The organism is Staphylococcus hsinchuensis, from assembly GCF_038789205.1.
GTDB classification, from domain to species: domain Bacteria; phylum Bacillota; class Bacilli; order Staphylococcales; family Staphylococcaceae; genus Staphylococcus; species Staphylococcus hsinchuensis.
This window is the reverse complement of the sequence record NZ_CP128355.1, coordinates 1,049,802-1,063,114: the sequence shown is the minus strand read 5'-3', so window position 1 is coordinate 1,063,114 and position 13,313 is coordinate 1,049,802. Positions and strand designations below refer to the sequence as shown.

The 13,313-nt window shown below is 33.7% G+C and carries 13 protein-coding genes; 5 read left to right on the top strand and 8 right to left on the bottom strand.

The features are described from left to right. Positions 1–2: 2 nt before the first annotated feature. Positions 3–1,886: an ABC-F family ATP-binding cassette domain-containing protein gene (locus QQM35_RS05270; protein WP_251518972.1), complete on the bottom strand. Its 1,884-nt coding sequence runs from the start codon at positions 1,884–1,886 to the stop codon at positions 3–5. Between the two features lie 111 nt (positions 1,887–1,997). On the opposite strand from QQM35_RS05270, the gene QQM35_RS05265 reads away from it, so the two are divergent. Next, complete coding sequence (locus QQM35_RS05265) at positions 1,998–2,816, top strand: ZIP family metal transporter (protein WP_251943305.1); 819 nt, start codon at positions 1,998–2,000, stop codon at positions 2,814–2,816. A gap of 315 nt (positions 2,817–3,131) precedes the next feature. Here the strand turns inward: QQM35_RS05265 and ltaS are convergent, their stop codons facing one another. From ltaS to QQM35_RS05230, 7 genes are all read right to left on the bottom strand, one after another. Then, entirely contained in the window at positions 3,132–5,072 is a 1,941-nt protein-coding gene (gene ltaS / locus QQM35_RS05260) for a polyglycerol-phosphate lipoteichoic acid synthase LtaS (protein WP_251518968.1), read from the bottom strand. Positions 5,073–5,999: 927 nt separating this feature from the next. Beyond that, complete coding sequence (locus tag QQM35_RS05255) at positions 6,000–7,004, bottom strand: biotin-dependent carboxyltransferase family protein (protein WP_251518966.1); 1,005 nt, start codon at positions 7,002–7,004, stop codon at positions 6,000–6,002. Then, positions 6,992–7,699, bottom strand: coding sequence for an allophanate hydrolase subunit 1 (locus QQM35_RS05250; RefSeq protein WP_251518964.1), 708 nt, complete (start codon positions 7,697–7,699; stop codon positions 6,992–6,994). The genes QQM35_RS05255 and QQM35_RS05250 overlap by 13 nt, the downstream gene beginning before the upstream one ends. Before the next feature lie 67 nt (positions 7,700–7,766). After that, complete coding sequence (locus QQM35_RS05245; protein WP_251518962.1) at positions 7,767–7,913, bottom strand: hypothetical protein; 147 nt, start codon at positions 7,911–7,913, stop codon at positions 7,767–7,769. Positions 7,914–7,992: 79 nt separating this feature from the next. Beyond that, the gene (locus QQM35_RS05240) at positions 7,993–8,601 is read right to left on the bottom strand and encodes an aminotransferase class IV (RefSeq protein ID WP_251518960.1); all 609 of its coding nucleotides are present in this window, start codon (positions 8,599–8,601) and stop codon (positions 7,993–7,995) included. After that, complete coding sequence (locus QQM35_RS05235; RefSeq protein ID WP_342610572.1) at positions 8,601–9,743, bottom strand: anthranilate synthase component I family protein; 1,143 nt, start codon at positions 9,741–9,743, stop codon at positions 8,601–8,603. Before QQM35_RS05235 ends, QQM35_RS05240 begins: the two co-directional genes overlap by 1 nt. Beyond that, positions 9,734–10,321, bottom strand: a complete 588-nt coding sequence (locus QQM35_RS05230; RefSeq protein WP_251518949.1) for an anthranilate synthase component II — start codon at positions 10,319–10,321, stop codon at positions 9,734–9,736. The genes QQM35_RS05235 and QQM35_RS05230 overlap by 10 nt, the downstream gene beginning before the upstream one ends. A gap of 255 nt (positions 10,322–10,576) precedes the next feature. Here QQM35_RS05230 and queC point away from each other — a divergent pair, with 255 nt between their 5' ends. The 4 genes from queC (at position 10,577) to QQM35_RS05210 (ending at position 13,303) form a co-directional block, all read left to right on the top strand. Then, complete coding sequence (queC, locus tag QQM35_RS05225; protein WP_251518947.1) at positions 10,577–11,251, top strand: 7-cyano-7-deazaguanine synthase QueC; 675 nt, start codon at positions 10,577–10,579, stop codon at positions 11,249–11,251. Position 11,252: 1 nt separating this feature from the next. Continuing rightward, a complete protein-coding gene (gene queD, locus QQM35_RS05220; protein ID WP_251518945.1) occupies positions 11,253–11,678 on the top strand; it encodes a 6-carboxytetrahydropterin synthase QueD in 426 nt (141 codons plus the stop codon). Then, positions 11,671–12,387 carry a 7-carboxy-7-deazaguanine synthase QueE gene (gene queE / locus QQM35_RS05215; RefSeq protein WP_251518943.1) on the top strand — a complete coding sequence of 239 codons (717 nt, stop codon included), beginning with the start codon at positions 11,671–11,673 and terminating at the stop codon, positions 12,385–12,387. The genes queD and queE overlap by 8 nt, the downstream gene beginning before the upstream one ends. Positions 12,388–12,709: 322 nt before the next feature. After that, the gene (locus QQM35_RS05210) at positions 12,710–13,303 is read left to right on the top strand and encodes a hypothetical protein (protein WP_251518941.1); all 594 of its coding nucleotides are present in this window, start codon (positions 12,710–12,712) and stop codon (positions 13,301–13,303) included. Positions 13,304–13,313 lie beyond the last annotated feature (10 nt).

Sequence of the window (13,313 nt, the reverse complement as noted above, 5' to 3'; positions counted from 1 at the left end):
CCTCATTGTTCTTTTAATTCTTCTAATTCAGTCCATCTCATTATATCATTCTCATATGTTTCGTTAAGTTGTTCTTGTAATTCTGTAAGTTCTTTCACTTTAGCGTAATCAGAACTTGCTTCTAAAATATCATTCTCAACTTGTTTTAATTGTTGCTCTGTTTCATCGATGCGTTCAATAATTGTTTCATATTCTTGTTTTTCTTTATATGTTAAACCTTTTTTCTTCTTTTGTTGTTGTGGTTGACGTACACGTTGTTGCTGTTGTTTTTGTTGTTCTTTCGCACGTTCTTGTTCACTTTTATAACTTTGATAATCTTCAAAGTCACCGATGATACGTTCCATCACACCATCGTGTATATACCAATACTCTTGAGCTACTTTATTTAAGAAATAACGATCGTGACTTACGGTAATGACAGTTCCTCCGAATGAACTAATATAATCTTCCAATATTGTTAAAGTTTCAGTATCTAAATCGTTTGTCGGTTCGTCCAAGAGTAATACATTAGGTTGATGTACGAGTAGTCTTAGTAAATAGAGCCGTTTCTGCTCTCCACCAGAAAGTTTGTAAATCTTCTTTCCATGTGTTGAGCTAGGAAATAGGAAACGCTCAAGTAATTGCGTTATAGAAACTGAAGTACCATCTTTTTCTTTCGCTACTTCACTTTCTTCACGTAAATAATCAATCATTCTAATGTCTCTATCTAGTCTATCCTCGGTCTGCTTAAAATAAGCCACTTTAACAGTTTGACCTATTTTTAAGTTACCTTCAAATGATTGATCTTCCCCACTCAAAATGTTTAATAATGTCGTCTTACCTGCACCGTTCGGTCCCACGATACCAATTTGTTGACCATTTTGAATAATTTGAGTGATGTGTTCGAATAATGTTTTCCCTTGAATACTTTTAGATACATCTTCTAATTCAAATACTTGCTTTCCTAATCGAGAATAAGCCAGGTTTAATGAACCTTTATCCTGTGTTGATTGGTTCTTTACGTCCTGCTCCAATTCAGCAAAGCGGTCTTTTCGAGCTTGTTGTTTTGTAGAACGCGCTTTAACCCCTGCACGCATCCATGCTAATTCTTGTTTATATAAAGAACGTTGTTTCGATTGTTGTTTCTGTTCGATGAGTTCATTTTCAGCACGTTGTGCGATGTAAGCTTCATAATTACCTGGGTAAGTTTTGAGCTTTCCGCGATCAAGTTCAATAATCCGAGTAGACACTTCATTTAAGAAATAACGATCATGGGTAACGAACATTACTGTATGCGGATATTGTTTCACGTAATTAATCAACCAATTAATTGATTCAAAGTCTAAATGGTTTGTCGGCTCATCTAACAACAATAAATCGGGTTGTTCAATCAGTGTCTTTGCTAAACCTACGCGTTTTTTCTGTCCACCAGATAATTCATTCACTTGCTTATTTGTATCTTTAATACCAAGTTTAGATAATATCGTCTTAATTTCTGAGCTGTAATCCCAAGCTTGATGAGCATCCATAGCCTCTTGTGCTTGCATCATCTTGTTGAAATTCTGTTCTGTTTGTGAAGCACTGTACTGATTAACTGCATGTTCATAAGTACGAATAACATCTAGCGTTTTCGTTTCTGAACTTAATACTGCATCAAATACTGTCATATCTTCATGAAATTCTTGTTTTTGAGAAGAATAACGTATGCGATATGAATTGGGATGGTTTATATCAGCGTCAAAGTCAATATCCAATCCGCCGATGACTTTTAATAGAGAGCTTTTACCAGTTCCATTAATGCCCACTAAACCAATCCGTTCACCTTCTGAGATCGATAGATGCAAATCATCAAATATTATTTTGTCGGCATAAGATTTATGTAAATGTTCTATTTTATATGCTTCCATCGTTCAACATCCTTTTTAATATCGAAAATTATATATTTTTCTGGTAAAATTAATTCAGTTCTATGTATTATACACCTTTTTGAAATGAAATGATACAAAGGAGACAGACTTATGTCGGAATTTTTCCAAAATCTACCTCCATATGTACAAGCTTTAATCGCAGGTATTATTACTTGGTTACTGACAGCCTTAGGTGCAGCTGGCGTGTTCATGTTCAGACGCATCAATGACAAGGTTCTCAATTCTATGCAAGGTTTCGCCGCTGGAATTATGATCGCTGCTAGTTTCTGGTCGTTATTACAACCTGCAATCGAATATGGTAAACATTCTGCAATACCATGGCTACCTGCAGCAATTGGATTTTTATTAGGAGGATTATTTATTCGTGGATTAGACTTAGTCATTCCACATATCCACCCTAACACACAAGATTCAAGTCAATATCAAGAAGGTGTAGGCACAAAAAAATTAAACAAAAACACCTTGCTCGTCTTGGCGATTACACTGCATAATGTTCCCGAAGGTTTATCTATTGGTGTCGCTTTCGGTGGAGTGGTGTCAGGTAATGGTCAAGCAACGCTATTAGGTGCTTTAAGTTTAGCCATTGGTATCGGAATTCAAAATATTCCTGAAGGTGCTGCACTCTCTATGCCAATACGTGCAGCAGGTGCTTCCAGATGGAAAGCATTTAACTACGGTCAAGCTTCAGCAATTGTTGAACCAATCTTTGCGACAATAGGTGCAGCGGCTGTTTTAGTTATCACACCTATGTTACCTTACGCACTCGCATTTGCAGCTGGTGCTATGATATTCGTAGTTGTAGAAGAACTTATACCAGACTCACAAGCAAGTAATAATACCGATTTAGCTACTTTAAGCTTGATGGTTGGTTTCACTATTATGATGGTATTAGATGTCGCATTAGGATAAAGATTCATCTATATCGTTCATTAACGAATTATTTAAACCTAAATATTAAAGAGCCACGCAACAGGACCTTTGGAAGGTTTGTTGCGTGGCTCTTTTTTATTATACATTTAAGATTATGTGTTTAATACCTTAGGTATTTAAAAAATTAAAAAAGCGACAGGGCTTTTCGTCCCTGTCACTTTGTCTTTGATTTCCGCTCTTGGCAGTGGTTGCCTGTTCTGAATCTTCGTTTTAATCAAACTCGATTCAGTACTAGTCAACTGTGCCGAGGTGCTACTAGAGTTTTGTTAATAAATTATTTAATAGTAGCACTCTTTATTTCTTTTCTGATCCTTTTGGACCTGTTTTGTATTCATAAGTTGACGGTTGTACTTTTTTGAAGTCTGGATTTTTATAGAATCTGAATAAGTCTCCGTTAAGTACTGAGTCACTCATTTCTAAATCTTTTTCAGTTTGTTCTTTACGTTTTTCAAAGTCTTTAGGTTTCTTCGTCACTGGTTTATTTGTCTTGTTGTCGTAGATTTTACCGTTAACATATTTGTAGTCTTTTGTTACGAAGTCACCATTTCTGAATGGTACTGTATCGTTATGTTCTTTAGAGAATAAATCAGTACCCATCATTAAGTAGTTCTTAGAATCAATACCTAATAAGTGTAATAGTGTTGGCATTACATCGGCTTGGCCACCGTATGTTTCGTTAATGCCACCTTGTTTACCAGGAATCTTCATCCATAAACCAGTACGGTTTAAGTCTGTGAATTTCGCTGGTGTAATATCTTCACCTAATAATTTTTCCATAGCTTTGTTATGGTTTTCAGAAATACCGTAGTGGTCACCGTAGATCATAATTACTGAATCATCATATAAACCTTTTTTCTTAAGTTCAGTGATGAATTGTTCTAATGATTCGTCTAAATATCTAGCTGTTTGAATATATCCATCAACTGTTGAATCACCTGTATTTGGTTTATCAATAGTTGCATCATCTGGTGACAATGTGAATGGATAATGGTTTGTCAATGTAATTAAGTGATTGTAGAACGGTTGTTTTTCTTTTGATAAATAATCCGCTGATTCTTTAAATAACTCTTTATCTTTAAGACCTAAGTTTTCAAGGTTGTTTGGTGACATATCATAGTATGTTGCATCGTAGAATTTATCTACACCAAAGTGTTTATACACTTGGTCTCGGTTCCAGAATGTCTTATAGTCACCGTGCATAACACTAGATGTGTAACCTTGTTTCTGATCTAAAATAGATGGTAATGATTGGAATGTGTTATCCCCTTTTAATGAGAACGCTGAACCTTGTGATAATCCGTATAAACTATTATCCATCGTAAACTCTGAATCTGATGTTTTACCTTGTCCAGTTTGATGGAAGAAGTTAGGGAAGTACGTAAAGTCTTGGTTACCTGAAGAAAGTTTGTTTAAGAATGGTGTCACTTCTTCACCATTTACTTTCTTGTTAATTAAGAAAGTTTGGAAACTTTCTAAGTGAATTTTGATAATGTTTTTCTTCTTAGCTGCACCAAAATATTCTTTATTAGGTTCTGTTCGTTTTTGTTTTGTGTAGTTTAATACTTTTGTTAAATCATCTTCATTAGCAAGTGCTTTTTGTTGTTTGTTCTGTACTGTTTTAACACCATCATAAACTGTGAAGTTAAATGGCCCTAAGTATTTAACTAAATATTTATGGTCAAATGTACGTGTTAATAATTGTGGTCTATCTGATTCAGCGAATGCTAAATTCAGGAAGAATAACGCGATTGATGCTCCCATAATGACTGGTACGAATTTCTTACTGAATACGCGTTTATCTAACCTTTTTTGTCTGAAAATCAATACAAATAGATAAACGATTGAATCTAAGAAATAAACAAAGTCGTACCATTTAAATGATGCACCAACGGCGCCACCCATAGAATCAACGTTCCCTACTTGGTTTAATGTACTAAATGTTAAGAAGTCAGAGAAGAATCTGAAATAAACAACATTGGCATATAGTAAGAAACTAAGTAAGAATCCGCCGATAAACATGAACCAATACGCTTTCTTACCTTTAAAGAATAAGAAAATACTTAAGATTAAAGCAATTAAGCTATATGGATTCATCAGTAATATTAAATTTTGAACTAAACCTTTAACACCTAAAGAAAAATCAACATAATATGCAAAGTACGTCTTCAAAGTAACTGTTATCACAGTCAGTATAAAAAACGCAAAAAGAGTTAACTTCTTTTTGTGTGTACTCATGTTTGTTTCCCCCATTATTAATTTATATAGGTTAGAAAATATCTATCCCTTTTAGAAAATATGTGACAAGTTACGATTAACAAATTCTATTGGCTAATGTTATATACATACATTGGTACGTTAATGACAAAAGGTACATACATTAAGATGTGAAATCCATTGTAAACTTATCAATACACTGTGATAGATTCCTTGAATTTCGCTTACTTTTTCTTTTTTAATCGTCGTTATATATCATAAGTTCTTCTACAAATTGAGAGGTTAAGAACATAATCGCTTAACAAATCGGACCATAACTATTTATTGAATGGGTTGTAGTTTCACCATTAAAATGTGCTTTCATACAACTAAAGTTTATTCTTTAATTAAGTAAGAGATCCATATTTGTACGTTATGTCAAGCCCCTAGTTGTTGTGGCAATATTAATGTCACAACACATACGTTTTACTAATTAATATATTATTTACATTCTTTGTTATCTTGTAATACGAATGTAACAAAACGCACATTACTCAATTAACTAATATAAAGGAAAACTTGGTAAATTTCAAGTAAAAAGTCACTTTTACAAAAATACCTTTTCACATCAGAGTATTGTTAATTGGTTATTAATATATCTTTAAGCAATAAGATGCTTATTTATTGTACGTGAATCTCAAAATAAATTAATCAGACTAGAGACTTATATACGTCAAATAATTTCCAATATCCTATAACCCTATTCATGATAACTTTTTTAAAAATAAAAAAATCAAACCTCATTCTTTACTCTTCTTGAATAAAATAAAGATAATGAGGTTTGATTTCTAATTTGAGTTAAATTTGAGATGCGTTTTCACATTTTAAAGTAAACGCTAACATTGTAAATCCATTGCAAAAAAATACGGTAAAACCCAGGAAAAACTTTAAAATAACTAAATAAAGTTATTATTTTAACATTTCTAATTGCATGCGATATTCTATACCGTGAAACAGTTGGTTTAACCAGTTAGAATATTTAACTAAATTTTTCTCCGCTTCTTCAACGTCAATAAACTGAAATTTTAGCTTAGCGCCTTGTTGCTTTTGACCTAGCTTCGTCAAATGGTAGCTCGCAATCGTTCCAATTTGAGGATAACTACCTAAGGTATAGTGGTCATTCAACAATATAATTGGTGTGCCATTTCTTTTTACTTGGATTGTTCCTTTTTGAACTGATTGGTGTGATGGCATATCATCATAGTAAGCTTTAATTGAAGTACCTTCTAAATACATACCCATACGATTTGCTTTACTTGTCACTTTATATTCTCCAAATGTAAAGCGATGAATGACATCTTTTTTGAAATCTTCAGTACCTTTATTTTTAATTACATGAAATACATCAGACATATAATTAAATGATAAAGCATAACCGTCTATACCCCAGTCAGTTTGACGTTCGTGTTCTAGATTTTCGAACAGTTTAATATGACGTTCTGTATAGCTACGTTTCATGTTCACTTCGTCACCGTTCTTTAATCTACGTCCATGGAAACCGCCGATATTAGAATTAAAATCCGTCGAAGTTGAACCTAACCACGATTCAAGTTCGAAGCCTCCGCCAATCGCAAGATATACTCTCGATGTACGCTTCGTCTCAACAAATCGTAGTACATCACCTTTCTCCATTAAATAGAGTTTGTTAGGTAAAATGGTCATATCTTGTGTTGCAGCTTTAAAGCTACCGCCACTTAAAGCGATTAAAGTAGACTCTGTGAATCGGATGCGTGCCATATTATTTGTCATTTCTAACGTTGCTTCGTGCTTGTCATTTGCTACTAGTCTGTTGGCTATTTCATGAGATAGAAAATCCATTGCCCCGCCCGGGATGACACCATCATGTTCATAGCCTACACGACCGAAGTCTTGGAAGCTCGAAAACAAGCCCGCATCTTCTATTATAATTGACATGGTTTAAAGCCTCCTAAATCGATATCCTCTGCTTTAACTGGTTTAAATACGATATTATCTCCTAGTTTTAAAGTGGTAAAATCCTTCTCTTCAGGTTTAAATAATCGTATAGGTGTATAACCGATAACTAACCAATCTCCATATGTATCAGTCGTCGTTATACCTGTCTTTTTACCTTCAATAATAACTGAACCAGCCGGAATAAAACGCTTATGCTTTCCAGTATGATTGACAAATAATTTCTTGTTCATACCTGTTAAATATGGGAATCCTGGTGTATAACCCATCATTGAGACGAAATATATCTTTTCTGAATGTAACTTTACGAACCGATCAAATGAAATTTTATAGTATGATAATAAATTTTTGATATCAGGCCCTTGTTCGCCACCGTATACTATTGGTATCTCTATAGGGATAATTGTTGTATCTTCATGTTTAATTTCAAACTGGATAGACTGTATCAAAGCTTTCATATATAGAAACGGAGATTGAATATTGTGATGCTTAATCATATCTCTCGCATCGTAACAAATCATCATATCAGATTCTGTTGGCACAATTTCAGTTATAAATGGAAATTTTTTGCTATTTAAATACTTTCTTAACGCTAATAAATCTTCAGTCAGACCTCTAGAAACTTCTTTCTCTATCGAAACGACAATCGCTTGGTCTCCCTGGCTATATATCTTCATTGTTTCACCTCATAATAGTTACTCATGATAAAACACATCTAAACCTTTGACTAGATAATGTATAATTTCATTGACCACAAAATAGATAATGATGAATTGGATGATACAACTTATTGTAACGATTAACTGCACCAAACGAACCCGTTTTTGTTGTAATAGTGGTTTGATCAACCGACGCGTTAAGATAATCATTACAACCATTAACATTAACCATACAACCAACATCATTGATATCACTCATTTTCTAAAATATAATAAAATCATTTATTTCATTACTTGTTATGACATTCATTTTATATATAAATCTTCACGTCGGCAACCTCTCGCAAACTATTTATCAAATACACTTGTATCTCATTTTGCTTATATTTCTCTTTAAAAGAGTCAACATCGTAATCACGTTCATATATGTTACCTTGTTCAATTAAAGCCTGTCGCATACATCCCTTCAACATATCTTTATTATATGTAGGTGTATAGAAATGGTCATGCTCTTTAATTAATATATTACCAATATCAAACTCTAAAATTTTACCATTTGCATCATATAATAAAATGAGATCCGTTAGGTGTTGATGAGATAAATGGGCACGGTTTGTAGTCTTGTTCGTCAAAACCGCTTCAGGTATATTTTTCGGCAACTTTTGTAATTGAGCACTAAATAATGCTTTATCTGGTAAATCTGCTATAACTGAATCAAATTTGCCATTTTGCTTTAAAATTATCTTCACGCGATAAACACCTTTAGGATATTCCTCTGCAATACGATTAAGCAATTGGTTCCATTGTTCAAGGTTAAAGTTTATGTCCAAATTACGACTTGATTGTTGAATACGTTTCGTATGAAACTGAATTCTCTTAAAAATTCCATCTTCTAACCGCATCGTTTCAAATAGATCCATTATATACTCTCCAATATTTTGGTTTTATCTTTAAATTCTTCAACTTCTCTTTCGGGAACCGAATCAATCGTTATACCAGATCCTACACCATAAACGGCTTGTTGATTAACATACTGAATCGTGCGAATCGGTACATTAAAAATTGATTTACCATCCGGTTTCATTAACCCTATTGTCCCACAATAAATACGTCTTGGCACTTGTTCTAACGCTTTAATATATTTCATCGTATTGACTTTAGGTGCGCCAGTAATAGAACCACAAGGGAATAAACCGGTAAGTATTTGCAATAAACTCGTATGAGGCTCAACTTGCCCGGCAACCATACTTGTCATCTGATAGACAGTGGGATAAGATTCAATATTAAACATTTTATAAACATTCACTGTTCCCATTTTAGCTATACGCCCAATATCATTGCGTAATAAATCAACAATCATTACATTTTCTGCTTTGTCTTTTGAAGATGTCTCAAGTTGATTGAAATGCGTTATATCCTCTTCTTTCGTTCTACCTCTAGGCATCGTACCTTTCATCGGTTTACTCACAATCACGTCTACCTCACCTTTAAACGGTCCACGTTGAAAAAATAATTCTGGAGACAATGAAGCTACTTGTAATTCTTCTGTATCTATTAGTGATACGTAATGCCCATGTTGCTTACGTTGTAAAGCTTCATAAAGTTGAGCAATCGGTACATGGATTTTATCAGTTAAGCGCGTCGTATAGTTCACTTGATATGTATTGCCGGTTTTAATATTTTCCTGAACAGTGCGTATATGACGTATCAATTGGTCATTAGACAATTGAAATTCGAAGTTACATTGTTTGTGAAATTTATCTGGAGATGAAGAAGCATCCATTGGCTCAGCCTCTTTAAACGTATAAGCTGCCGCGTACACCTCACCTTCATTCAACTGCATGGTAGCCATTTGCGAATTAAAATATGTCGAAGCTTCGTATGGTAAATATAATACTACAAAATTACCCATCTGCTGTTGACGTTCCGCATATGCAACGACCTCGCCGACTTGTTCTAATTGGTAAGCTATCTTTTTGTCTTCACATTGTGTGAAATGATAGCAATATGACTCATAACGTACCTCATCTAACATATATCGATAATTAAACTCTATTCGCATAACACGCCCTCCACTTGTTCAATAAATAATTGGAATTGTTCTATGCCATAGTCACTTAATATCGACTCTGGATGATATTGAACGCCATATATTGGTCTTGACTGATGTTCAAATGCCATAATGATCCCTTCCTCATTCTTTGCTGTAATCTTCAGTTCACGTGGAAAGGTTTCAGAATCAGCCATTAAAGAATGATAACGCATTACTTTAAACCCTTGTGGTAAACCTTTGAAAATGCCTTCGTTATTATGATGAATGCACGTTGTGTGACCATGTACCGGTTTCTTGTTATGTATAATATCCCCTTTAAAAAAGTATACAAGTTGTTGGAAACCAAGACATACTCCTAGAATAGGCATTCGTTCTGGAATCGTCTCATATATATGTAACATATTGCTATACTCAGACGGAGTTCCAGGACCAGGTGAAATAATTAATGCCTCAGGGGAAAGATTACTTATTAAATCACTATTCACTTCATCAACATCGATTACGCGTAATTCTTTATCAGTTGATCGTTTAATATAATCGACAATGTTATAGGTGAACGAATCTTTGTTATCAATCATTAATATCATTGTGTCACCTCAATAAATTCGTAATTAGTTAGGATTGCTTTATATTATCCCAAAGATTAGCTTGATTTTACAATACAAATATATTATTCTTATCCAAGTAAAATTACATCGTATCAGAGGTTCCTAGCTCACACCCTCTATAAAAAACTAGACACCCAAAAACGTCTATCTTTTTATAGAGATAGACGTTTTTTTAGGCGTCATAGTCATTCACAGGAAAGCTAGAGAGTTTAAATTTGAAGGAGAGTAACAAATATGACGCAACAAAACACATTAAACAACAATAAAGCCATTGTCGTTTTTAGTGGCGGTCAAGATAGTACGACTTGTCTTTTTTGGGCAAAGAAACATTTTGACGAAGTAGAGTTAGTTACATTTGAATATGGACAACGACATGATAGTGAGATAGAAGTTGCAAAGCAAATTGCCAAAGAGCAAAACGTTAAACATCATGTATTAGACATGTCTTTATTATCACAACTCACGCCCAACGCACTAACTCAACATGACATGGATATAGAAGAAAACGATGATGGCGTACCAAATACATTTGTACCAGCAAGAAATTTACTATTCTTATCATTTGCGGGCGCTTTAGCATATCAAACTAACACGAAACATATTATTACAGGTGTATGTGAAACAGATTTTTCAGGCTATCCAGATTGTAGAGATAGCTTTATTAAATCGATGAATGTCACACTTTCACTTTCAATGGATAAAGATTTCGTTATTCATACGCCGCTGATGTGGCTCGACAAGAAAGAAACATGGGCACTCAGTGATGAACTCGGCGTACTAGACTATATTAGATACAATACACTCACTTGTTATAATGGCATCGTGGGTGATGGTTGTGGCACATGTCCAGCCTGCAAATTGAGAGCACGTGGCTTAAATGACTATTTAGAAGAAAAAGGAGTACGATAATATGTTTCAACAGCATTATCCGAGCATAACGCATCCTTACCAATTCGAACTGAACAAAGATTTCAACTTCTCTGCCGCACATTATATCCCCAATGAAGATGCAGGTAAATGTATGCGTACACACGGACACACTTACTTTGTGAATTTGACTATTGCAGGTGATACTTTAGATCATAACGGCTTCTTAGCAAACTTCAGTGAACTTAAAAAGTTGGTACACGGTCAATTCGACCATTATTTACTAAATGATTTGCCACAATTTGAAAATAAGATTCCTTCAACTGAACTCGTGGCACAAACAATATATGAAATGATTCAACAAGATTTAGACCAAAGACCCAACAAACCGCAATGCCTACAAGTATACCTTCGTGAAACACCAACAAGTTATGTCATTTATCGACCAAAGGAGCACAATAATGAGTAAGATTCCCGTATTAGAAATTTTTGGTCCTACAATCCAAGGTGAAGGACGTGTAATTGGACGTAAGACGATGTTCGTCCGAACTGCGGGTTGTGATTATCGTTGTAGTTGGTGTGATTCAAGTTTCACATGGGATGGCAGTGCCAAAGAAGATATCCGTATGATGACAGCTGAAGAAGTTTATGAAAGACTATATGAAATCGCTGGTGACACATTTAATCACGTAACGATTTCAGGAGGTAATCCTGCTTTAATTAAAGGTATCCAGTCCCTTGTTGATTTATTTGAAGAAAAGAATATAAAAACTGCTCTCGAAACACAAGGAAGTAAATTCCAACCGTGGATGCGACAAATAGATGACTTAACAATCAGTCCGAAACCACCAAGCTCTATGATGAAACCTAATTTACCATTATTAGATGAAGTTATCGAAGAATGTGTACCTGAATCATTGAATTTAAAGGTCGTGGTTTTCGATGAAACTGATTATGATTTCGCTAAAATGATACACCATCGTTATCCAGAAATACCATTTTACTTACAAGTGGGCAATCCTTATCTTGAGGATGACCATATCGATTCACATACAGAAAAACTATTATCACTTTATGAATCGTTGATTGATCGAGTAATGCAAAGCAGTGATATGAATAATGTATACGTCTTACCTCAATTGCATACATTACTATGGAGTAATAAAAAAGGGGTCTAGTATCGATACTATAAATATATTTCACTTATTTAGAATGGAGTCTGAGACAAAAAATGTCTCAGACTTTTTTTCAACTAGCTGAGATGTACGAAATCTATTTTAGAAATTTCGCTCCTGTTCCACTCCTATTTTTTATGTTTAAAAGGTATGGGTAATGCTAACACTTCTATTTTTAACAACTTAAAATAACACGAACAATACAAAAACAATAATATTACACATTTCCCTTTCAAAAATTATAAATTATGAGTTGTTATCAAATGAATATCTTTATTTTAATTGATATAATATTGGAATGAAGTACATTGGTTAGGAGAGCATCATGCTACAATTTATTATCATAAACATTGCTGTGGTATTTATCATTTTAGGTTTAGATTTATATCGTCAGAAATTTACACAACTTAAGTTCAGCTCTATTCTTATTGCAATTACTATCAATTCCTTTATCAATCTCTTTTTTGCAGAGAAACAAGATTACATAACTATATGCACCGTAGCTCAATTGTTAATTTGGACCATTTTGCATATTTATATTGATAAAACTATTCATTCAGCAACTATTAACAAACATAAATATATGGCGTTTATTATCTCAATTATTTTTAGTTTATCACTCTTGCTTATTTATGGTACGAGCCAAGATTCCTATTATATGTCAGCGCCCTATTTTTCACCGACGATATTTATGTTAGGCTTTATAATTCTTCTTTATAGCACTTTCAAACCAGAAGAAAAGCAATATTTTAAATTAATCAATCGTATTAAAGCACCATTGTACGTTGGACATACACTTATTATTATCTCGTTTACAGTAATGATTATCTTAACACCTTACTGGTACATATTATTATTTATTCATATCATATTTTTATTATATATATATTGGCAAAAGCTCTTTTCAAAGAAATATTGATTATGTTATA

What these genes read in the sequence shown, in the direction of transcription:
- QQM35_RS05235 (WP_342610572.1), bottom strand. Translation starts at nt 9,743, where the DNA reads ATGCGAATAGAGTTTAATTATCGATATATGTTAGATGAGGTACGTTAT.
- queD (WP_251518945.1), top strand. Translation starts at nt 11,253, where the DNA reads ATGTTTCAACAGCATTATCCGAGCATAACGCATCCTTACCAATTCGAA.
- ltaS (WP_251518968.1), bottom strand. Translation starts at nt 5,072, where the DNA reads ATGAGTACACACAAAAAGAAGTTAACTCTTTTTGCGTTTTTTATACTG.
- QQM35_RS05240 (WP_251518960.1), bottom strand. Translation starts at nt 8,601, where the DNA reads ATGGATCTATTTGAAACGATGCGGTTAGAAGATGGAATTTTTAAGAGA.
- queC (WP_251518947.1), top strand. Translation starts at nt 10,577, where the DNA reads ATGACGCAACAAAACACATTAAACAACAATAAAGCCATTGTCGTTTTT.
- QQM35_RS05250 (WP_251518964.1), bottom strand. Translation starts at nt 7,699, where the DNA reads ATGAAGATATATAGCCAGGGAGACCAAGCGATTGTCGTTTCGATAGAG.
- QQM35_RS05270 (WP_251518972.1), bottom strand. Translation starts at nt 1,886, where the DNA reads ATGGAAGCATATAAAATAGAACATTTACATAAATCTTATGCCGACAAA.
- QQM35_RS05210 (WP_251518941.1), top strand. Translation starts at nt 12,710, where the DNA reads ATGCTACAATTTATTATCATAAACATTGCTGTGGTATTTATCATTTTA.
- QQM35_RS05255 (WP_251518966.1), bottom strand. Translation starts at nt 7,004, where the DNA reads ATGTCAATTATAATAGAAGATGCGGGCTTGTTTTCGAGCTTCCAAGAC.
- QQM35_RS05265 (WP_251943305.1), top strand. Translation starts at nt 1,998, where the DNA reads ATGTCGGAATTTTTCCAAAATCTACCTCCATATGTACAAGCTTTAATC.
- QQM35_RS05230 (WP_251518949.1), bottom strand. Translation starts at nt 10,321, where the DNA reads ATGATATTAATGATTGATAACAAAGATTCGTTCACCTATAACATTGTC.
- QQM35_RS05245 (WP_251518962.1), bottom strand. Translation starts at nt 7,913, where the DNA reads ATGGTTAATGTTAATGGTTGTAATGATTATCTTAACGCGTCGGTTGAT.
- queE (WP_251518943.1), top strand. Translation starts at nt 11,671, where the DNA reads ATGAGTAAGATTCCCGTATTAGAAATTTTTGGTCCTACAATCCAAGGT.